Annotated in this window: 3 protein-coding genes and 1 pseudogene; all 4 read right to left on the bottom strand. The window is 73.9% G+C overall.

Annotation, left to right across the window (positions count from 1 at the left end):
- Positions 1-2,097: beta-ketoacyl synthase N-terminal-like domain-containing protein (locus tag ACFY9I_RS19630; protein ID WP_391003178.1), on the bottom strand; the 2,097-nt coding region annotated here is incomplete at its 3' end.
- A 156-nt stretch (positions 2,098-2,253) separates the two neighbouring features.
- Positions 2,254-11,658 (bottom strand): annotated as a pseudogene (locus ACFY9I_RS19625) (SDR family NAD(P)-dependent oxidoreductase); the annotation flags it as partial.
- Positions 11,659-11,977: 319 nt separating this feature from the next.
- Positions 11,978-13,180: a cytochrome P450 gene (locus ACFY9I_RS19620; RefSeq protein ID WP_391003176.1), complete on the bottom strand. Its 1,203-nt coding sequence runs from the start codon at positions 13,178-13,180 to the stop codon at positions 11,978-11,980.
- 282 nt (positions 13,181-13,462) lie between these two features.
- The gene (locus tag ACFY9I_RS19615; RefSeq protein ID WP_391003174.1) at positions 13,463-23,602 is read right to left on the bottom strand and encodes an SDR family NAD(P)-dependent oxidoreductase; all 10,140 of its coding nucleotides are present in this window, start codon (positions 23,600-23,602) and stop codon (positions 13,463-13,465) included.
- Positions 23,603-23,610: the final 8 nt, after the last annotated feature.

The raw sequence follows: 23,610 nt of genomic DNA, 5'->3' as shown, positions 1-23,610 counted from the left end.
CACCCCGTACGACCGCCACACCTCCGCCAACGACACCATCACCGCCCACAACACCGGCTGCACCACATCCACCTGCACCAACTCGCCGCCCCCACGCAGCACTTCGGCCAGCGACCAGTCGACGAACGACGACAACGCCTCCTCACACTCCGCCATCCGAGCCGCGAACACCGGCGAGGACTCCAGCAGTTCCACCGCCATCCCCGCCCACTGCGACCCCTGCCCCGGAAACACGAAGACCGCTTTGGCCCTGCCGCCCTCTCCCGTCACCAGCCCGGCGGCGTCGCTGCCGTCGGCCAGGGAACGCAGGCGGTCGAGAAGGCCGGCGGGGGTCTCGGCGAGAACGACGGCCCGGTGGGCGAGGGCGGCGCGGGTGGTGGCTAGGGAGTGGCCGATGTCGGTCGCGGTGCTGTCGGGATGCTCGGCGAGGTGCTCCAGGAGGCGGCGTGCCTGGTCGCGCAGGGCGGCTTCGGTGGCGGCGGAAAGCACCCAGGGGACGGTGCCGATGGCCGGGCCGGTGGCGTAAACGCCGTCTCGGGCCTGCTCGATGAGGTGGCTCGGGTCGGTGGCGTGGCCCGGGTCGTCGGCCGGTGCGGTCTCGTGGCGCGGCTTGTCGGCCGGTGCGGTCTCGTGGCGCGGCTCGGTGTCGCGCCCCGGCTCGTCGGCCGGTGTGGGCTTTCGGCGTGGCTCTCCGTCCCGCTCGGGTTCGGCGAACCTGTCGGGTTCCGGGGCCTCTTCGAGGACCACGTGCACATTGGTGCCGCTGATCCCGAACGACGACACACCGGCCCTGCGCGGGCGGCCCGACTCCGGCCACTCCCGAGCCTCCGTCAGCAGCTCCACGGCTCCTGACGACCAGTCGACCTCCCTGGACGGCTCGTCCACGTGCAGCGTCTTGGGCAGGACCCCGTGACGGAGCGCCATCACGGTCTTGATCACTCCGGCCGCGCCGGACACCGCCTGGGTGTGCCCGATGTTGGACTTCAAGGAGCCCACGTACAGCGGACGTTCACGGTTCTGGCCGTAGGTCGCGAGCAGGGCCTGCGCCTCGATGGGGTCGCCGAGACGGGTGCCGGTGCCGTGGGCCTCCACGGCGTCGACGTCCGCCGGGGACAGTCCCGCGCTCGTCAGCGCCTGGCGGATCACCCGTTGCTGGGCGGGTCCGTTGGGCGCGCTCAGCCCGTTGGAGGCACCGTCCTGGTTCGCGGCCGAGCCCCGCACCACCGCGAGGACCGGGTGACCGTTGCGCCGTGCGTCCGAGAGCCGTTCCAGGAGGATCACGGCGGCTCCCTCGCCCCAGCCGATGCCGTCGGCGGCGTTCGCGAAGGCCTTGCACCGGCCGTCGACGGAGAGGCCGCGCTGGCGGGCGAAGATGACGAAGCCGGCCGGGGTCGCGAGGATGCCGACGCCGGCGGCGAGCGCCAGGGAGCAGTCGCCCTGGCGGAGCGACTGGGCCGCGAGGTGCAGGGCGACGAGGGACGAGGAGCAGGCGGTGTCGACGGTGACCGCCGGTCCCTGCAGGCCGAGGGCGTACGAGACACGTCCGGACATCACGCTTCCGGAGCCGCCGGTGAGGGCGTAGCCCTGGTCCTCGGCGGAGTCCATGAGCAGGGCGCCGTAGCCGGTGGGCAGGCCACCGACGAAGACACCGGTACGGCTGCCGCGCAGCGAGTGGGGGTCGATCCGGGCTCGTTCGACGGCCTCCCAGGAAATCTCCAGGAGCAGCCGCTGCTGCGGGTCCATCGCCAGGGCCTCACGCGGTGAGATCCCGAAGAGAGCGGGGTCGAAGTCACCGGCGTCGTGGAGGAAGGCGCCGTCCCGCGTGTAGGTCTTGCCCGGCTTGTCGGGGTCGGGATCGTACAGGTCGTCGAGGTCCCAGCCCCGGTCGGTGGGCAGGCCGCCGACGGCGTCCACTCCGTCGGTGACGAGCTGCCACAGTTTCTCCGGCGAGTCGGCGCCGCCGGGCAGGCGGCAGGCCATGCCGATGACGGCGAGGGGTTCGCGCCACTTGTCCTGGGACTCGCGCAGCCGGTCGCGGGTCTGTCGCAACTCCGCCGTGACCCGCCGCAGATAGGTGCGGAGCTTGTCCTCGGTCATGGTCGACTCCAGATCGGTGTGGTGGGAGGCCTGCGACAGGCCGGGGCTCGGCGGGCGGCGCTGCGGGGTGGGCGGCGGACGGCGGACGGCGGACGGCGGACGGCGCAGGTTGGGCGGCGGAAGTTGGGCGGCGCAGGTTGGGCGGCGCAGTGGGCTTCAGCCGACGCCCAGATCGCGGTCGATGAGGTCGAAGATCTCGTCGTCGGTCGCGGACTCCAGGTCGTCCGAGGTGCCCGGCGTGACGTCCGGGTCCGTGGCGCTCAGCCGGGCGGCCAGGTCGCGCAGCCGTTGCGCGATGTCGGCGCGGGCGTCCGGGTCCAGGTCGGGTCCGGACACCGCCGGGGCCAGGGCCTGTTCCATGCGGTCGAGTTCCCGCTGGACGCGCAGGGCGTCCAAGGGGCCGTCGGGTGTGCCGCCGAGCAGTTCCTCGTACAAGAGCGTCGCGAGGGCCGTGGGAGTGGGGTGGTCGAAGACGAGGGTGGCGGGCAGGCGCAGGCCGGTGGCCGTGTTGAGCCGGTTGCGGAGCTCTGTCGCGGTGAGCGAGTCGAAGCCGAGGTCCTTGAACGGGCGGTCCGGGGTGAGGGCGTCCGGTGAGGTGTGTCCGAGTACGGCGGCGGCGTGCTCACGGACCAGGTCCACCAGGGCGTCCCGCTGTTCGAGGTCGGTGAGTCCCGTGAGGCTCTCGCGCATCCGGGCGGCGGCGTTCGCGTCGGCCGTCGCATCCTCGCCGACCTCGCCCTGGCCGCGCAGGGCGCGGGCGGCCTCGGGGATCTCCTCGATCAGCGGACGGCGGCGTGCGAGCGCGTAGACGGGGGCGAACCGTTCCCAGTCCATGTCGCTGACGGTGAGGGTGGTCTCGCCGTGTCCGACGGCCTCCCGCATGATCTCGATGGCCAGTTCGGGCTGCATCTGCCGAAGCCCCATCCGCTCGAGCTGTCCGGCCACGGCCTCCGAGCCCTGGAGCATGCCACCGCCCGCCCAGCCGCCCCAGGCCAGTGAGGTCGCCGTCAGTCCGCGGGCCCGCCGCTCATGGGCGAGCCCGTCGAGATACGCGTTGGCCGCCGCGTACGTACCGTTGCCCGCACTGCCCCACACGGCCGCGCCCGAGGAGAACAGCACGAACGCGTCCAGGTCCAGACCGGCGGTCAACTCGTCGAGATGCCGGGCGCCCTCGGTCTTCGCCGCCGTGCCGGCCGCCAGTTCCTCCGGCTCGATGGCCAGGACCTCGGAGAACGTGGCGACACCGGCGGCGTGGACGACCGCCGTGAGCGTCTCCCCCTCCGGGATGTCCGCCATGACCGCGGCCAGGGCCTCGCGGTCCGCCACGTCACAGGCCGCGAACGTCACCCGCGCCCCCATCGCCTCCAGTTCCCGGCCCAGATCGGCGGCACCCGGCGCCCGCGCGCCGCGACGGCTCGTCAGCACAAGGTGCTCCGCGCCCTCCGTGGCCAGCCATCGGGCGACATGGGCGCCGATGCCACCCGTGCCACCGGTGACCAGGACGGTTCCGCGCGGACACCAGGCGTGCTCGGGCTCGCGTCCCGTGGCCACGGCCCGCACCAGCCGTCGTACGTGCACGCCGGACTCCCGTACGGCCACCTGGTCCTCGGCCCCGGTCGCGTCACCGGCCCCGGCGAGTACGGCCGCCAGCCGCCGGCCGGTGTTCTCGGTCCAGACGGCCGGCAGGTCGATCAGGCCACCCCACCATTCGGGGTGCTCCAGGCCCACCACCTGCCCGAGCCCCCAGAGCTGCACCGCCTCGGGGCGTACGGCGTCGTCCGCGGCGACCACGACGGCGCCCTCCGTGAGCCACCACAGCGGGGCCTTCACACCGGCGACGCTCAGGTCTCGCAGCAAGGTGACGGCGTCGCCGAGGGAGCCGGGGGACGCGATGACGCCGTTATACGTGTGGTCACCCGCGACGATCTCCGTGGCGATCGTGACCTCGGCTCCGGCCGCCCGGAGTGCCTCAGCGACCCTGGGGGCGATCGCGTCGGATGTCAGAAGCAGCCAGCGGCCCGGGAGGGGTGTCTCCTCGGGGAGGCCGGCTCGCCGCCAGACGACTCGGTAGCGCCAGTCGTCGACCGCACGGCTCGGCGCACCGCCGAGCGACAGGGTCTCGGGCCAGTAACGCTTGTGTTGGAAGGCGTAGGTGGGGAGGGGGACGAGTGGGAGCCGGGCGAGGGTCCCGGACGTGGTCGGGATCTCAGAATCGCTTTCGGGCCCAGAGCCGCTCCCGGCCTCGGAGCCGCTCCCGGTTCCGGAGCCGCTCCCGGTTCCGGAGCCGCTCCCGGCCTCGGAGCCGCTCCCGGTTCCGGAGCCGCTCCCGGTTCCGGAGTCGCTCCGGGTCTCGGAGTCGCTCCGGGTCTCGGGGGCGGCCTCCGTGTCGCTCTCGGCCCCCGTCACGGATCCAGCCTGCGTCTCGGCGTCGGCCTCGCGGAAGCGTGTCTGCCAGTCGACCGGCGCCCCCCGCGCATAGGCCTCCCCGAGCGAGAGCAGCAACCTCCGAGGGCCGCCCTCGCCTCGACGCAGCGTCCCCGTCACGGCCACTTCGCGGCCGACCGCCTCCGCCGTCTCCTGCACGGCGCCGACCAGCACCGGGTGGGGGCTGATCTCGACGAAGACGCGGTGCCCGGCCTCGACCAGCCCCATGACCGTGGTGTGGAGACGGACGGTCGAGCGAAGGTTGCGGTACCAGTACTCGCCGTCCAGTCCGGTCGTGTCGAACCGTTCGGCGGTGACGGTCGAATGGAAGGGCACCGAGGAGGGGGCAGGGGCGATGTCCGCCAGGACCGCCGGGATCTCCTCCCCGAGCCGCTCGACCTGCGCGGAGTGGGAGGCGTAGTCCACCTCGACACGTCGAGCTCGGGCGCCACGTGCCTGCGCCTCGGTGATGACCTGGTCCAGACCGTCCGGAGTACCGGCGACCACGACGGAGAACGGCCCGTTGACCGCCGCCACCTCAACCCGGCCGTCGACCAACGGGGACAGGGTGCGTACCTCGTCGACCGGGAGCCGCACGGACGCCATGCCGCCACGGCCGGAGAGGGCGAGGATCGCCTTCGACCGGAGCGCCACCACCCGCGCCCCGTCCTCCAACGACAACGCCCCCGCCACCACAGCCGCCGCGATCTCACCCTGCGAATGCCCGACAACCGCCGCAGGCTCCACCCCGTACGACCGCCACACCTCCGCCAACGACACCATCACCGCCCACAACACCGGCTGCACCACATCCACCTGCACCAACTCGCCGCCCCCACGCAGCACTTCGACCAGCGACCAGTCGACGAACGACGACAGCGCCTCCTCACACTCCGCCATCCGAGCCGCGAACACCGGCGAGGCCTCCAGCAGTTCCACCGCCATCCCCGCCCACTGCGACCCCTGCCCCGGAAACACGAACACCGGCCCCGGACCGCCGCCCGCACGCCCCCGCACCACCCCCGCGTCGGGGCGGCCTTCCGCGACCGCGGCCACACCCCGCAGCAGTTCCTCACGGTCCGAACCCACCACCACGGCCCGGTGCTCCAGTGCCGCACGGGACAGGGCGAGGGAATGGGCGACGGGCCAGGGGGCGAGGTGCGGATGCCGTGTCAGGTGGTCGGCCAGTGAGGCGGCCTGGGCTTGAAGCGCGGTCTCCGTGTGCCCGGACAGCACCCAGGGGACGCCGCCCGGAGCCGGAGTGGGTTCGGTGGTGGTGCCGGGCTCCGGGGGCTGTTCGAGGACGACGTGGACGTTGGTGCCGCTGATGCCGAACGAGGACACCCCCGCCCGCCGTGGACGTCCCGTCTCCGGCCACTCCCGCTGCTCCGTCAGCAACCGCACCGCGCCGGCCGACCAGTCGACCTCCTTGGACGGCTCGTCCACGTGCAGGGTCTTCGGCAGCACTCCGTGCCGCAGCGCCAGCACAGTCTTGATCACACCGGCCACCCCGGACACCGCCTGGGTGTGCCCGATGTTCGACTTCAACGACCCGAGGTGTAGGGGGTGTTCACGGTCCTGCCCGTAGGCCGCGAGGAGTGCCTGGGCTTCGATCGGGTCACCGAGCCGAGTCCCTGTTCCATGGGCTTCCACCGCGTCCACGTCGCAGGGGGTGAGCCCGGCGTCGGCGAGCGCGGCGCGGATCACGCGTTGTTGCGCCGGGCCGTTGGGGGCGCTGAGACCGTTGGACGCCCCGTCCTGGTTCGTCGCCGAGCCGCGTACCACCGCGAGCACCGGACGGCCTTCGCGCCGTGCGTCCGACAGGCGTTCCACCACGAGGAGGGCGACGCCCTCGGACCAGCCGGTACCGTCCGCCGCGTCGGCGAAGGCCTTGCAGCGACCGTCCGGGGCCAGACCGCCCTGCCGGGCGAACTCGTCGAAGGCGCCCGGTGTCGGCATGACGGCGACGCCGCCGGTGAGGGCCAGGTCGCACTCACCGCGGCGCAGGGCTTGACCGGCCAGGTGCAGGGAGACCAGGGAGGAGGAGCAGGCCGTGTCCACGGTGAGGGCAGGGCCCTCGAGGCCGAGGGCGTAGGCGATCCGGCCGGACATGACACTGCCGCTGTTACCGGTGAGCAGATAGCCGCCGGCGTCGGGGGCGTCGCCGAGCAGGGTGCCGTAACCGGTGGGCGAGCCGCCGACGAAGACGCCGGTGCGGGTGCCGCGCAGAGACGACGGGTCGATGCCGGCCCGCTCGACCGCCTCCCACGACACCTCCAGCAGCAGCCGCTGCTGCGGATCCATCGCCAGCGCCTCGCGCGGGGAGATCCCGAAGAACTCCGCGTCGAAGCCGGCCATGTCGGTGAGGAATCCGCCCTGTGCGCCACCGGATGCGCCCCAGGCGTCCCACCCCCGGTCGTCGGGCACGCCGGAGATCTCGTCGCGGCCCTCGGTGAGCAGTCTCCACAGGTCATCGGGGCCGGTGACGCCGCCCGGGAGGCGGCAGGCCATGCCGACGATCGCCAAGGGTTCATCGTGGTCCGTCCGCCGTACGACGACCGTCGGGGTGGTGCCGGGGTCGGCGTCGCCGTGCAGCGCGTGAAGCAGGTGCTCGGCCAGCGCGGTGGGGGTGGGGTGGTCGAAGACGAGGGTGGCGGGCAGGCGCAGGCCGGTGGCCGTGTTCAGTCGGTCGCGCAGCTCGGTGGCGGTCAGTGAGTCGAAGCCGAGATCCTTGAACGGAAGGTGTGCGGCGACCTCCGCCGCGTCCGGGTGCCCGAGCACCGTCGCCGCGCGCGAGCGCACCAACTCCAGCAGCAGGGCGTGCCGTTCGCCCTCGACGAGGCCGCCGAGGCGTCGCCGCAGCGCGCCGCCCGCGCCGGCGGTGTCCGCCGCAGCCCCGGTGCCGTCCGGGTTGCCGGTGGTGGCCGGGGTGTCCGTGGTGTCCGCCTCGCTCCTCAGGGCGCGGGCGGCCTCCGGGATGTCGTCGATCAGGGGGCGGTGCCGGGCGCCCGCGTAGACGGGGGCGAAGCGGGACCAGTCGGTGTCGGTCACGGTGAGGCAGGTCTCGCCGTGCTCGACCGCCTCCCGCATGACGGACAGTGCCGACGCCGGGTCCATGAGGGCGAGCCCCATCCGGGCCAGGGACTCCTCGTCCAGGTCGGCCGCCATGCCCGCGGAGCGCCAGGTGCCCCAGGCCAGCGAGGTGGCGGGCAGCCCTCGGGCGCGGCGGGCGTGGGCGAGGCCGTCGAGGTAGGCGTTGGCGGCGGCGTAGGCGCCCTGCGAGCCGCCGCCCCAGGTGGCGGCCCCCGAGGAGAACAGGACGAACGCGTCGAGGTCGAGGGGGGCGGTGAGTTCGTCGAGATGACGGGCGCCCGCCGCCTTGCCGGTGACGACCTCGTCGATCTCATCGGGGGTGAGATCGCGGACCTTGGTGTACCGCACGATGCCGGCGGCGTGGACGACGGCGGTCAGCGGGGTCGTCGCCGGTACGTCCGCCAGGACGGCGGCGACGGCGTCGCGGTCGGCCATGTCGCAGGCCGTCAGGGTGACTTCGGCGCCGAGGGCCCGCAGTTCCTCGGCCAGCGCCTCGGCGCCCGGTGCCGCGGCGCCGCGACGGCTGGTCAGTACGAGCCGCTCGGCGCCCTCCTGGGCCAGCCACCGGGCCACGTGAGCGCCGACGCCGCCCGTGCCGCCGGTGACCAGGACCGTGCCCCGTGGTTTCCACTTCCGTGCCGGGTCACGCCGGGTCAGCGGCGCCCGTACCAGACGTCGGGCGAACACCTCCGTCCCGCGTACGGCGAGCTGGTCCTCGCCGCCGACCGCGTCCGCGAGGACCGCCGTGAGCGACTCCCCCGTCCCGTCGTCCCATGCGGCCGGCAGGTCGACGAGACCACCCCACCAGGTGGGCTCCTCAAGACCCACGACCTGGCCCAGACCCCACAGTTGCGCGACCTCGGGCCGTACGGTGTCGCCGGACGTGACCGCGACAGCGTCCGTGGTCAGCCACCACAACGGGGCCTTGTTCCCGGCGGAGCGCAGCGCCCGCACGAGCGTGACGGCGTCCTCGATCGTGCCGGGCAGCGCCACGACGCCGGCGAAGTCGTCGGACGGGGCACCGGTGCGGTCGTCGGCCGGGACACCGGTGAAGTCGTCGGCCGGGACACCGGTCGCGACCTCCACCTCGGTGCCGGCCGCCCGCAGTGCGCGTGCCACCCGGGTGCCGACGGCGGTCGGCGTCGGTTCCACCAGGAGCCAACGGCGGCCCGTCAAAGTCCTGTTCCCGGTCGGTTCGCGGCGTCGCCAGGTGACCCGGTAACGCCAGTCGTCCACCACCCGGCCACGCCCGGCGGCCACCCGTGTGTCGGGCCAGTAGCGGCGGTGCTGGAAGGCGTACGTCGGCAGATCGACCCGGCGGGCCCCGGTGCCGGCGAACACCACCCGCCAGTCGACGGCCGCGCCGTGCGCCTGTGCCTCGGCGAGGCCGGAGAGCAGGGTCACCGGCTCGTCCCGGTCCCGGCGCAGCGCCGCGACGGCCGTCATCTCCGGCACGGTCTCCCGCACCAGGGAGACCAGCGAGCCGTCCGGGCCGAGTTCCAGCACCGTGCCCACGCCCAGTTCCCGCGCGGCGCGCACCCCGTCGGCGAACCGTACGGTCGCCCGCACGTGCCGCACCCAGTACTCCGGGGTGCACAGCTCCTGCCCCGCCACCGCGCCGGTCACGTTCGAGACCACCGGGGTCACCGGATCGGCGAACCGCACGCCTGCCAGTACCTTTGCGAAGTCGTCCAGCATCGGTTCCATCAGCGGGGAGTGGAAGGCATGGCTCACCGCCAGCCGCCTCACCCGCCGCCCCTGCGCGGCGAACCGCTCGGCCACCTCGCGTACGGCTTCCCCGGCACCGGAGAGCACGAGCGACGACGGACCGTTCACGGCCGCCACGGCCACTCCGGCGTCCCGGGGGACCTCCGACTCCTCGGCCCGCACCGCCCACATGGCGCCGCCCGGTGGCAGTGCCCCCATCAGCCGCCCGCGCGCCGCCACCACCCGGCACGCGTCAGCAAGCGACCACACCCCTGCCACATGAGCCGCGACCACCTCGCCCAAAGAATGCCCGAGCACCACATCCGGCTTCACTCCCCATGACTCGACCAAGCGGAACTGCGCCACTTCCAGCGCGAACAACGCGGGCTGCGCCCATTCGGTGGACTCCAGCGCCTCGGCGGGACCGTCGAGGACGACCTCCTTCAACGACCCCGGCACCATCCCGTCGAAGGCCGCGCACACCTCGTCCAGCGCGGCGGCGAAGACCGGGAACGACTCGTACGCCCCACGGCCCATCCCGACCCGCTGGGAACCCTGGCCGGAGAACACCACCGCCAGGCCACCGTCCGACGCGGCACCCCGCACCAGGCCCGGCGCGTCCTCCCCCGTGACGAGCGCCCGCAGTCCGTCCGTCAGGGCGGGCACATCGGTGGCGGTGACGGCGGCGCGGTGCTCCAGGCGGCCACGGGTGGTTGCCAGGGAAAAGGCCAGGTCCAGCAGGCGCGGACGCGGACGGCGGTCGAGGTGGGCGAGGAGACGTGCCGCCTGGCCGCGCAGGGCCGCCTCGCTGTGGGCACTCAGCACCACGGGCACGGCGGGCAACGCCGGCCGGGTGCCCGCGTCGGCTGCGGCGGACACCGGGGCGATCTCGTCGTCCGGCAACGGCTTGGACTCGTCCACAGACCCCGGCCCGGACTCGTCCAGGTGCGCCGGCCGGGTCTCGTCCAGGTGCGCCGGCCGGGTCTCGTCCGAGTGGGCCGGGTCGGTCTCGGGTGCCTCTTCGAGGATGACGTGGGCGTTGGTGCCGCTGATGCCGAAGGACGACACGCCCGCCCGGCGCGGTCGGCCCGTCGTCGGCCACTCCCGCTGCCGCGTGAGCACCCGCACCGCGCCCGCCGACCAGTCGACCTGCCGTGTCGGCTCGTCGACGTGCAGGGTACGGGGCAGCGTCCGGTGCCGCAGTGCCATGACCGTCTTGATGACTCCCGCGACCCCGGCGGCAAACTGGGTGTGGCCGATGTTGGATTTCACCGAGCCGACCCACAACGGCCCTTCCTCCGGCCGCCCTTGCCCGTATGTGGCCAGCAGGGCCTGCGCCTCGATGGGGTCGCCGAGCCGGGTGCCGGTACCGTGGGCCTCGACCAGGTCCACGTCCGACGGCGACAGTCCGGCGCTCTCCAACGCGTCCCGGATGACCCGTTGTTGGGACGGTCCGTTGGGAGCGGTCAGACCGTTCGAGGCACCGTCCTGGTTCACCGCCGAGCCCCGCACCAGAGCCAGCACCGGATGTCCGTGACGGCGGGCGTCCGACAGGCGCTCCACCACCAGCACACCGGCGCCCTCGCCCCATCCGGTGCCGTCGGCGGTGTCCGCGAACGCCTTGCAACGGCCGTCGGACGCGGATCCGCCCTGGCTGTCGAACTCGCCGTAGATGGTGGGGCTCGTCATCACGAGGACACCGCCGACGAGGGCGAGGTCGCACTCGTCGGCGCGCAGGGAGCGGCCCGCGAGGTGGAGGCCGACGAGGGAGGAGGAGCACGCCGTGTCGACGGTCAGGGCGGGCCCTTCGAGACCGAGCAGGTAGGCGATCCGGCCGGACATGATGCTCGCGGGCAGGCCGGTGAGGGCGTAGCCGTCGGTGTTCTCCGGGGAGTCGCCGAGGAGGGTGCCGTACTCCTGGGTGGCGCCGCCGACGAAGACGCCGGTGCGGGTGCCGCGCAGTGCCGACGGGTCGATGCCGGCGCGTTCGACCGCCTCCCACGCGACCTCCAGCAGCAGCCGCTGCTGCGGATCCATCGCCAGGGCCTCACGGGGCGAGATACGGAAGAAGGCGGCGTCGAAGTCGCCCGCCCCGGCCAGGAACGCCCCCTGGTGGCCAGGATCGTAGGTGGGGTGGTGTTCCCAGCCCCGGTCGGTGGGCGGGCCGGTCATGGCGTCGCGGCCCTCGGCGACCAGCCGCCACAGGTCCTCCGGGTGGTTCACCCCGTCGGGGAAGCGGCAGCCGATGCCGACGATCGCCAGGGGCTCCGTGGCGGCGGACGTGAGCCGGCGGTTGTGCCGGCGCAGCCTCTCGTTCTCCAGGAGGGAGGCGCGCAGTGCGTCGATGACCTCGTCGAGAGATGTGTTCATGCCTCGGGCTCCCACTTGTTCTGCCGCTGGTGGTGGACGCTATGGGCCTGATCGGGTGGGCTGCTGAGGAGCGTTTCGAAAGTCCTGTGCGGTGCCCGCGGTGCCCGCGGTGTCCGGTGCGTGCTCTCGGCGTGCCGGACGAAAGTCCTCGTACTGGACGTACTTGGGCTTTCGGCCGGTGCGGCGGTGGGGCACCTCCCGCTCGAGCGAAGCCGAGAGTGGGGGAGCGTGCCGGGCGCCGTGGGTGCTGTGCGGGACTTTCGAAACACCCCCTAACGGGGACTGCTCACCAGACGACGGGGATGCTGAGGGCGCCGTGCACCATGTTGTAGCCGCGGAAGGCCAGTTCCTCGCGCGGTACCGCCAGGCGCAGTCCGGGGAAGCGGCGCAGGACGGCGGGGAAGGCGATCTTCATCTCCAGCAGGGTCATGGTGGCGCCGGTGCAGCGGTGGATGCCGTGGCCGAAGCCGACCTGCTGGGCCGGGGTGCGGGTGAGGTCGAGTCGGTCGGGGTCGTCGTAGTGGGCCGGGTCGCGGTTGGCGACGGCCAGGGCCGGTACGACGTACTCGCCCTTCCTGATGGTGACGCCGCCGATCTCCAGGTCCTCGGTGGCGGTGCGGCCGCTGGTGGCGGAGATGACGCTGAGGTAGCGCATGAGTTCCTCGACTGCTGAGTCGAGGACGGCCGGGTCGTCACGGAGCAGGGCTAGTTGACCGGGGTTGTCGAAGAGGGCGAGGAGGCCGAGGCCCAGGGTGTTGGCGGTGGTGTCGAAGCCGGCGGACAGGAACATGTTGCTGATGCCGACGATCTCCTCGTCGTCGAGTTCGTCGCCGTGTTCGCTGACCAGCATGCCGATCATGCCGTCGTTGGGGTTGGCCCGTTGGGCGGTGACGATGTCCAGCATGAAACGGTGTGCGGCGCCGACGAGGTCCTTGACCTCGTCGGCGGTGGCGGCCAGGCCCGCCGCCGCCTTGGCGGTGAGCGCGACGTACTCGGCTCGCTCCTCGTCGGAGAGGCCGAGCAGCTCGCAGATGGCGAAGAGGGGGAAGGGGAAGGCGAACGCGGTCATGAAGTCCGCCGGCGGGCCCGTCCGTTCCATGCCGTCCAGGCAGTTCTCGGCGATCCGCTCCAGGCGCGGGGTGAGTTCCCGCATGCGCCGGGCGGTGAAGCTGGAGGCGACGGTGCGGCGCAGCCGGGTGTGCTCCGGCGGGTCCATGTTGACGAAGCTGCCCGGGGACACCTCCAGTTGGTCGTCGTCGATGCCGGGGAGCATGAGGGTGAGCGGGGTGAGGGCGCTGCTGAGGCGCGGGTCGGTGAACATCTGCCGTACGTCGTCGTAGCGGGTGACGACCCAGATGTCCTGGCCGTTCGGGAGGCGCCACTTGTGCACCGGATCCTTCTGCTGCGCCTCGCGCAGTCGGGGTCCCGGGTCGAACGGGCAGACGGCGTCGCGTTGGTAGGGCAGCGGGGTTTCGATGTCGAGGGGCATCGGTCTCCTTGGGGGGTGAACGAGCGCGGGGAGGAGCGGGAGGGAGAGCGCCGGGACGTACGGGCGCAGGGGGAGAGGACCGGACGCGAGTGGGCGGTGCTCGGGTGCGAGGAGGTGGTGGGACGCGAAGGGTGGCGGTGGTCGTGACGTGAAGGGGGGCGGTGGTCGTGACGCTACGGCGCCGGGTCCGGCGTGGGAGCCCCAGAATCGGGGTGGCCGCCCCCTAATCCGACGGGACGGGGGAAGGGGTGGCGTGGCGTCCGCCGCCTCGGTCGGCCGGTCTCACCGGATGCCGAACTCGTCCCCGATGAGGCTGAGGAGTTCCTCGGTGCTCGCGGTGCTGAGGTCGTCGTCGGTGTCGTCGCCCGCGTCGGGTGCGACGGCGGGTCCGGCGCTGTTGCTGCCCGGTGTCCCTTCGAGTTTGGTGAGGAGCACGCGCAGGCGCAGCGCCAGGGAGGTCCGGCGGGCGGGGTCCTCGGTGGGCGTGCGCAGGGACGTCTCCAGGGACTCCAGAGCCAGGAGGGCCGGGTCGGGAGCCTGGGTGGGGGTCAGGTCCAGTCCGGAGTGGAGGAGTTCGGCCAGGTCCTTGGGTGTGGGGTGGTCGAAGACGAGGGTGGCGGGCAGGCGTAGGCCGGTCAGGGCGGAGAGGCGGTTGCGCAGGTCCACGGCCATGAGGGAGTCGAAGCCCAGGCTCTGGAAGGGCTTGCCGGAGGGGACGGAGTCCGCCGAGGGGAGGCCGGCGGCGGTGGCGGCCTCGGCCCGCACCAACTCGACCAGGGCGGTGGTGCGGTCCGGTGCGGACAGCGGCAGGAGCCGCTCCCGCAGTCCCGACGCCGGGGCGGCCGGGTCGCCGCCGCCCGGGCGGGTTCCGGCGGCGAGCGAGCGCAGCAGTACGGGTGTCGTGGGCGAGCCGGGTTCGAGGGCCGAGGTGTCCAGCCGTACGGGGACGGCGACGCTCTCGCCGGTGGTCAGCGCCGCGTCGAACAGGGCCATGCCCTCCCGGGGGTCGAGCTGGCGCAGTCCCACGCGCGCGATGCGCTTCAGATCGCTGTCGGCGACGCCCGCCGTCATGCCCTCGCCGCGCTGCCAGGGACCCCAGGCGAGGGAGAGGGCGGGGAGTCCGGCGGCGGCGCGACGTGCGCACAGGGCGTCCGCGAAGGCGTTGGCCGCCGCGTAGTTGGCCTGCCCGGCGCCACCCATCGTGCCGGCCAGCGAGGAGAAGACGACGAACGCGTCCAGGTCCCGGTCGGCGGTCAGTTCGTGCAGATGCTCCACGGCCTCCGTCTTGACGGGCAGGACCGCGTCGAGCTGGGCGGGGGTGAGTGCGGTGAGGGTGGCGTCGTCGACGGCGCCCGCGGTGTGCACCACGGCCTTCAGCTCCGGGACGGTGTCCAGCAGGGCGGCCAGCGCGACCCGGTCGGTGATGTCGCAGGCTTCGGCGCGCACCGTGGCGCCCAGGCCGGTGAGTTCGGAGATCAGCTCCTCCATTCCGGGGGCTCGGGCACCCCGGCGGGCGGCCAGCAGGAGATCCCGGACGCCGTGCCGGGCGACCAGATGCCGAGCGACTAGGCGGCCGAGGGTGCCCGTGGCTCCGGTGATCAGCACGGTGCCGGTGGTGGGCCAGACGCCGCTCGCCGAGGCGACGGGGCCACGGTCCGTGGGCGTGGCGGAGTCCTCGCCCGTCGGTTTGGTGGCGTGGGCGTCTGTGGGCGTGGCAGGGTCGGCGCCCGTCGGCACGACAGGATCGCCCCCCGTCGGCACGACAGGGACGGCGCCCGTCGGCACGGCGGCGGGAGCGAGCCTGGTCAGGCGCGGTACGCGTATCTCGTCGGCGCGTAGGGCGAGTTGGGGTTCGTCGTGGGTGAGGGCCTGGGCGAGGGCCTGCGGCAGGGGGGTGGTGGTGCCGGGCAGGTGGTCCACGAGGAGGACGCTGCCGGGGTTCTCCAGTTGGGCGGAGCGGGCGAGGCCCCAGACGGCGGCGCCGGCCGGGTCGGCCACGGTCTCGTCGGCCGAGGCACGGATCGCGCCGGAGGTGCACAGCACCAGACGGGTGCTCGTCAGGCTGCTGTCCGCCGTCCAGCGCTGGAGGAGGGTGAGGGTTCGGTGCACGGCGTCGCGGGCGGCGGCCGGGGTGGGTGCGGTGGGCGGCAGCGGGACGACTACCACGTCGGGCAGGGTGCCCGCGGTGCGCAGGGTGTCCAGGTCGGGGTGGTGCTCGACGGTCTCGGCGGTCCGCAGCAGCGGTCCGGCGTGGGCGTACGCCGCACTGTCGCCGAGAACCGTGAAGTGGCGCGGGAGCCGACCGGCGGATGCGTCCGGGGGCGCCGTGTCGAGCGGGGTCCACTCGGTGTGCAGCAGCCATTCGGGGCGGATGCGCGGGGTCTGCGGTCCGTCGGCGGTCGCGGTCCGCATGTGAAGGGCGGCGACGGAGGCGACAGGGCGCCCGGAGGCGTCGGTGAGTTCCACGGACACCCGGTCCGCGGCCTCGTCGCGGACACACACGCGCAGTACGGTCGCCTGCTGGGCGTAATCGGTGACGCCCCTCCAGGCGAAGGGCAGCAGAGGGCCGCCGGTGGTGGGCGCGCAGGGGCGGAACGCCAGCGAGTGCATGGCGGCGTCGAGGAGGGCGGGGTGGACGGCGAAGCCACCGCCGGCGGGCTCGGGCAGCCGTACCTCGGCGAAGACCTCGTCGCCGCGCCGCCAGGCGGCGGTCAGGCCGCGGAAGGCCGGGCCGTAGGTGAAGCCGAAGTCGACCAGGTCCTCGTAGAAGGTGGCCAGGTCGACAGGCTCGGCGTCCTTCGGGGGCCACGCCGTGGGGAGTGCCGTGGTGGGCGCGCCGGGCGTGTGCGGGGTCAGGGTGCCTTCGGCGTGGGCGGTCCACGTGTCGTCGGGCTCCGTGCGGGAGTGGATGGACAGGGCACGGTGGCCGGAGTCGTCCGCCGGGCCGACGGTGACCTGGAGCTGGACGGGGGTGTCCGCCGGAATCAGCAGGGGGGCGGCGAGGGTGAGTTCGTCCAGGTGCCGGCAGTCGAGCTGTCGGCCGGACCACAGGGCGAGTTCGACGAATCCGGTGCCGGGGAAGAGGGCGGTGTCGAGCACGGCGTGGTCGGTGAGCCAGGGCTGGACCGCGGTGGACAGTTCGCCCGTGAAGAGGGTGGTGCCGTCGGCGGCGCAGGTGACGCGGGCGCCGAGCAGCGGGTGGGCGGTGGGGCTCAGGCCGAGCGCGGTGAGGTCGCCGGTGGCTCCGGCCGTACGGGGCTCGGGCCAGTAACGGGCGCGCTGGAAGGGGTAGGTGGGCAGGTCCACGCGGCGGGCGCCGGAACCGGCGAAGACCGCGGCCCAGTCGACGGGGGTGCCCGCGAGATGGGCGCGGGCGATAGCGGCGACCAGGGTCTCGTCCGCCGGAGCGTCCTTGCGTTGTGCGGCGACGCACACGGGGGATTCCGCGTCCGCGCCGGTGCCGGCGTCGGCATGGGCATCGGCGTGGGCGTCCAGGCAGCTGTGCGCCGAGCCGGTGAGGACCCCGTCGGGGCCGACTTCCAGCAGGACGGTCACTCCCTCGGCGGCCAAGGTGCGCACCCCGTCGGCGAACCGGACCGTCTCCCGGACGTGCCGCACCCAGTAGTCGGGCGAGCACGCCTGCTCGGCCGTGAGGAGTTCCCCGGTGAGGTCGGAGACGACGGGGATGCGCGGCGGCCGGAGGTCGAGTCCGGCGACGACCCGGGCGAAGTCGTCGAGCATCGGCTCCATCAACGGCGAGTGGAAGGCATGGCCGACGGACAGGAACCTGGCCCGTACGTTCCGTTCGACGAAGCGGTCGCGGAGGACGGTGAGGGTTTCCGCCGGTCCGGAGAGCACGACGGAACCCGGCGCGTTGACGGCGGCCACAACGGCGTCCGGGTGGTCCTCCAGTGCCTCGGTGGCCCGCTTCTCGTCGGTGGCGACGGCCAGCATGGCCCCGCCGGACGGGAGCCGCTGCATCAGACGGCCGCGGGCGGCGACGAGCCGGCAGGCGTCGGGCAGGGTCAGCACTCCGGCGAGGTGCGCGGCGGTGAGCTCCCCGACGGAGTGGCCGAGCAGGTAGTCGGCGCGCACACCCCAGCTCTCCAGCAGCCGGTACAGGGCGGTCTCGAAGGCGAACAGCGCCGGCTGGGTGTACTCGGTACGGTGCACGGCCTCCGGGTCGGGGCCCTGTGCACCGGTGCCGAACACGATCTCGGCGAGCGGGCGCGGCAGTCGCGGATCCACGTGGAGGCACACGGCGTCGAAGTGCTCGGCGAACACCGGATGGGCGGCGTACAGGTCGCGCCCCATGCCGAAGTGTTGGGCGCCCTGTCCGGTGAACAACATCCCCAGCGCCCCCTCGCGGGCGGTGTCGCGCATCAGGCCGGGCGGCAGTGCGCCGGCGGCGAGGGCCGTGAGGGCGTCGTGTGCCCCGGCCCGGTCGCGGACGACGGCGGCGGCCCGGTGGCCGAGGGCGGCTCGGGTGATGGCCAGGGAGCGGGTGAGGTCCGCCACGCCCAGGCCTGGGTCGTGCCGCAGACGGTCCAGCAGCCGGGTGGCCTGGGCGCGTAGGGCGTTCTCGTCGTGCGCGGCGACGATCAGGGGCCAGGGGCGGAGGGTGGTGGCCGGTGTGAGGGCTGGTGCGGACGCTGGTGTGGAGGCCGGTGTGCCGATCGGGGTGGCGAGGCCGCTCTCGACGGCGTTCCTCGGGGAATCCTCGACGGATGCCTCCCCGGGGGTGGCTTCCCCTGCCGACGCCTCCCCGGGGGCGGCCTCGGCAGGGGCCTGTTCGAGGACGACGTGCGCGTTGGTGCCGCTGATCCCGAACGACGACACGGCCGCCCGGCGCGGACGGCCGGTGTCCGGCCACGGCCGGGGCTCGGTCAGCAGCTCCACCGACCCCGTCGACCAGTCGATCCGCGGGGACGGCTCGTCGACGTGCAGCGTGCGGGGCAGCACTCCGTGGCGCATCGCCAGCACTGTCTTGATGACGCCGCCGACGCCTGCCGCCGACATGGTGTGCCCGATGTTGGACTTCAACGAGCCGAGGTACAGGGGCCGTTCGCGCTCTTGGCCGTACGTGGCGAGCAGTGCGTGTGCCTCGATGGGATCGCCCAGGCGGGTGCCGGTGCCATGGGCCTCGACGGCGTCCACGTCCGACGGCGCACAGCCCGCGTCGGCCAGCGCGTCGCGGATCACCCGTTGCTGGGCCAGTCCGTTGGGGGCGGTGAGGCCGTTGGAGGCGCCGTCCTGGTTGACCGCCGAGCCACGCACGACGGCCAGGACGGGGTGTCCTTCGCGGCGGGCGTCGGAGAGCCGTTCCACCAGCAGCAGGCCCACGCCCTCGGACCAGCCGGTGCCGTCGGCCGCCGCCGCGAACGCCTTGCACCTGCCGTCCGTCGCGAGGCCGCCCTGCCGTTCGAAGTCTGCGAAGAGGGACGCGTCGGGCATGACGCAGACACCGCCGGCCAGCGCCAGGTCGCACTGGCCGGCACGCAGCGCCTGCACGGCGGTGTGCAGGGCCACCAGGGAGGAGGAGCAGGCCGTGTCCACGGTGACGGCCGGGCCCTCCAGGCCGAGGACGTAGGAGACCCGGCCGGAGATCACGCTGGTGGCGGTGCCGGTGACGGTGTATCCGGCCAGTTGCTCCGAACCGGGCGGGAAGAGGAGTGAGTAACCGAGTCCGGCGGCGCCCACGTACACGCCGGTGCGGGTGCCGCGCAGCGTCGTCGGGTCGATGCCCGCGCGCTCGATCGCCTCCCAGGCGGTCTCCAGGAGCAGCCGCTGTTGGGGGTCCATGGTGAGCGCCTCGCGCGGGGTGATCCCGAAGAATCCGGGGTCGAATCCGGCGACGTCGTCGAGGAAGCCGCCGCGTGCGGTGTCCTGGACGCGCCAGCCCCGGTTCCGGGGGAAGCCCGTGATGCCGTCGCGGCCTTCGCGGAGCAGAGTCCACAGCTCCTCGGGGCTGGTGACACCGCCCGGGAAGCGGCAGGCCATGCCCACGAGGGCGAGGGGTTCGTCGTCGACCGCGCGCCGGGGGGCGGGAGTGGCCCGCGACGACGCCGGGGCGGCGGATGCGTCGTCGAACAGTTCCGCGTACAGGGCCCGCACCATACGGCGGGGCGAGGGGTGGTCGAAGACGACGGAGACGGGCAGACGCAGTCCGGTGGCGGCGGACAGCCGGTTGCGGAAGTCGACGGCTGTGAGCGAGTCGAAGCCGAGGTCCTTGAAGGGCCGGCTCGCCTGGACGGTGTCGGCGTCCGTGTGCCCGAGGGCGGCGGCGGCGCTGTCGCGGACGAGCCGCAGCAAGGCCCGGGAGCGCTCGGTCTCGGTGAGCGGAACGAGACGGGCACGCAGCGAGCCGGGGTCGTCGTCCACGGCGGTGTCGGCGGCGGCCGTGCGGCGTCCGCGGGCCGGGCGGGGCAAGGATGCGGGCGGCGACTCCACGCGGTCGAGGCGTTCGGCCGGGGGTTCGGTGAGGAGTACGGCCGGGCCGGCGGGGCGCAGCAGCAGGGAGTCGGCGACGGCCACCGGGGCGCCGGTGGGGTCGGCGAGCAGCAGCGCGACAGTGCGCTCGCCCGTGCGGGTCAGCCGGATCCGTAGCCGGGCGGCGCCGGTGGCGTGGAGTTCGACGCCGGCCCAGGAGAACGGTACGGCCATGTCCCGGCCGTCGCCGAGGGCGCACAGGGCGTGCAGCGCGGCCTCCGACAGTGCGGGGTGGAGACCGAACCGACCGGCCTCGGCACGCTGCGCTTCGGGCAGCGCCACCTCGGCGTACACCTCACCGTCGCCACGCCACAGCGCGCCGAGCAGACGGCGCTCGGGCCCGTAGGAGAACCCGTCGGCGGCCAGCCGCTCGTAGACGGCGTCGACCGGGACGGGGGTGACGCCGGGTGGTGGCCAGGCCGTCAGGTTCTGGGCGCGGGTGCCGGTTTGCGGGACGGGGAGGTCGGTGGCCGGGACGGGGGCGCCGGTTTCCGAGCCGAAGGGGGTGGCCTCGGGGGCGAGGGCGCCGACTTCCGAGGCCACGGGGGCGACCTGCGAGGCGGAGGCGCCGACTTCCGAATCCTCAGGGGCGGCTTCCGAGGCGCGGGGGCCGACTCCCATAGCGAGGGCGCCCGTCTTCGAGGCGGGCGCATCGGTTCCGGGACCACAAGCGCCAGTCCCCGGCACGAAGGCGCCTGTCTCCGGCATGAGGGCGCCGGTCTCCGGCACGAAGGCGCCAGTCTCCGGCACGAGGGTGCCGGAGGCGTGGAGGGTCCAGGGGGCGTTCGTGTCCGGGGTGGTGAGGGAGGCGTGGATGGTGAGGGTGCGGCGGCCCGCGCGCTCGGCGCCGACCCTGAGCTGGAGGGCGACGGCCCCGTCCGGGGGCAGGGACAGGGGGGTGTGCAGGGTGAGTTCCTCGATGCGGCCGCAGCCGACCTGGTCACCGGCGAGGACGGCGAGTTCGACGAAGGCGGTGCCGGGCAGGACCGCACGGTCGCCGATGTGGTATCCGGCGAGCCAGGGGTGGTCGTGCGGGGAGATCCGGCCGGTGAGGACGGCTCCGTCGTCGTCGGCGAGCCGCACCAGCGCGCCCAGCAGGGGGTGGCCGACCGGGCCGAGCCCGGCCGAGGTGACGTCGGCGGTACGGCGCGGGCCGTCGGGCCAGTGCCGGGTGCGCTGGAAGGCGTAGGTGGGCAGGTCGACGCGGTGGGCGCCGGTGTCGGCGAAGACACGCGGCCAGTCGACGGGCGCGCCGCCGGTCCAGGCCTGGGCCAGGGCGGTGCGCAGCCGGCCGGGGCCGCCCTCGCCCCTCCGGAGGGTGCCGGTGACGGTGACCTCGTGCTCACCGGTCTCGGCGCACTGCTGGAGGGAACTGACCAGCACGGGGTGCGGGCTGGGCTCCACGAACAGCCGGTGGCCGTCGTTGAGGAGCGCCCGGACGGCCGGTTCGAAGCGGACGGGCTCACGCATGTTGCGGCACCAGTAGGCGGCGTCGAGCCCGGCCGTGTCGAACAGGCCGCCGGTGACGGTCGAGTAGAACGGCACGTCGCCGCTGCGCGGCCGGAGGGCGGCGAGGTCCGCCATCAGCCGTTCCCGTAGCGCCTCGACGTGCGGGGAGTGGCCGGGGCTGCCGGCGCCGGGGATACGACGGGCCTGCACACCGTCCGCCGCGCAGGCGGCCACGAACGCGTCGCACGCGTCGGGGTCACCGGTCAACGCCACGGAGGCGGGGCCGTTGACGGCGGCGATCCACAGGCGGTCGGCCCACGGTGCGAGCCGGGCACCGACCTGGTCCTCCGGGAGCAGAACGGATGCCATGCCGCCGCGTACGGTCAGGGTGCGCAGGGCGCGGCTGCGCAGGACGACGACGCGGACGGCGTCCGCGAGCGTGAGGCCACCGGCGAGGTGGGCGGCCGCGATCTCGCCCTGCGAGTGACCGATCACGGCGTCGGGTTCGACGCCGTACGCGCGCCAGGTCCGGGCCAGCGAGACCATCACGGTGAACAGGACGGGCTGGATGACGTCGATACGGTCCGGGTCCACGTCGCCGGGTTCACCGCGCAGTACGTCGAGGACGTTCCAGTCCACCAGTTCCCGCACCACAGCCGCGCACTCACGGGCACTCTCGGCGAACGCCGGTTCGCTGTCGAGGAGTTCACGGGCCATACCGAGCCACTGGGAGCCCTGCCCGGGCAGCACGAACGCGGTCCTGCCGGTGACGGCGGTGCCCTCGACGACGCTGTCGTGCGGGCGTCCCTCGGCGAGTGCCGTGAGGCCCGCGAGGAGCGTGTCCCGGTCGGCGGCGAGAACGGCGCCCCGCCGGTCGAGGGGCGTACGTGTGGTGGCGAGCGAGTACGCCACGTCCGCGACGCCCCCGGCGCGCCCACCGTCGGTGAGTTGCCCGACCAGCCGACCGGCCTGAGCACGGAGCGCGACGGTTCCGTGGGCGGAGAGGACGGCGGGCAGGACGGCGGGAGCCGTGCCGGGCACCGCGCCGGCCGCGGCGGAGACCGGGGCCGGCGGGGCCGCGGGCGTGGGCGTGTCGGTGGTGGGTGCCTGTTCCAGGACGATGTGGGCGTTGGTGCCGCTGACTCCGAACGAGGAGACGGCGGCACGGGACGGGGCGGAGCCGGCCGGCCAGGGGCGGGGCTCGTCCAGGAGGCGTACGGTGCCGGCGGACCAGTCGACGAACGGGGTCGGGTTGTCGGCGTGCAAGGTCTTCGGCAGCAGGCGTTCCCGCAGCGCGAGCACCATCTTGATGATCCCGCCGACACCGGCGGCGGCCTGGGTGTGCCCGATGTTGGACTTCAGGGAGCCCAGCCACAGCGGGCGCCCTTCGGGGCGGGCGGCACCGTACGTGGCGAGCAGGGCGTCGGCCTCGATGGGGTCGCCCAGCCGGGTGCCGGTGCCGTGCGCCTCGACGGCGTCGATGTCGGCGGCGGTGAGCCCGGCGTCGGCGAGGGCGTCCCGGATGACCCGCTGCTGCGAGGGCCCGTTGGGGGCGCTCAGCCCGTTGGAGGTGCCGTCCTGGTTCACCGCCGTCCCCCGGACGACGGCCAGCACGGGGTGCCCGTTGCGCCGCGCGTCCGACAGGCGCTCGACCACCAGCACACCGGCGCCCTCGCTCCAGCCGGCGCCGTCGGCCACGGCTCCGAACGCCTTGCAGCGCCCGTCGGGGGCGAGTGAGCCCTGCCGGGAGAGCATCACGTGCACATCGGGTGTGGTCATCACGGTGGCCCCGCCGGCCAACGCCAGATCGCACTCGCCGGCCCGCAGCGCCCGTACCGCCAGATGCAGGGCGACCAGCGAGGACGAGCAGGCGGTGTCCACGGTGAGCGCCGGGCCCTCCAGCCCGAGGACGTACGAGATCCGCCCTGACAGGACGCTGTTGGAGACACCGGTGGAGCCGTGCCCGTCGATGCGGCCCTCGGTGGCGGTGAGCAGGGTGGCGTAGTCCTGCTGGGAGACGCCCGCGAACACGCCGGTGCGGCTGCCCTTGAGCGTCCGTGTGTCGATGCCGGCACGCTCCAGCGCTTCCCAGGAGCTTTCCAGGAGCAGCCGCTGCTGCGGGTCCATGGAGTGGGCCTCACGGGGCGAGATCCCGAAGAACGCGGCGTCGAAGGAGGCCACGTCGTCGAGGAAGCCGCCCTCGCGGACGTAGCAGGTGCCCTCCTTCGACGGGTCGGGGTCGTACAGGGCCGCCAGGTCCCAGCCCCGGTCGGCGGGGAAGGGGCCGATGGCGTCGCGGCCCTCGGCGACCAGCCGCCACAGGTCGTCCGGCGACTGCACTCCGCCCGGGTAGCGGCAGGCCATGCCGACGACGGCGATCGGTTCGCGGGCCGCCGACTCCAGTTCGCCCAGGCGCTTGCGCGTCCGGTGCAGTTCCGCGGCGACCTGCTTGAGGTAGTCGCGGAGTTCCTTGTCATCAGCCATGTGAACCG

The organism is Streptomyces sp. NPDC012510, from assembly GCF_042955065.1.
In the GTDB taxonomy this organism is placed as follows: Bacteria; Actinomycetota; Actinomycetes; order Streptomycetales; family Streptomycetaceae; genus Streptomyces.
Note: the sequence above shows the minus strand (reverse complement) of the source record. Positions and strands in the feature narration are given on the sequence as shown.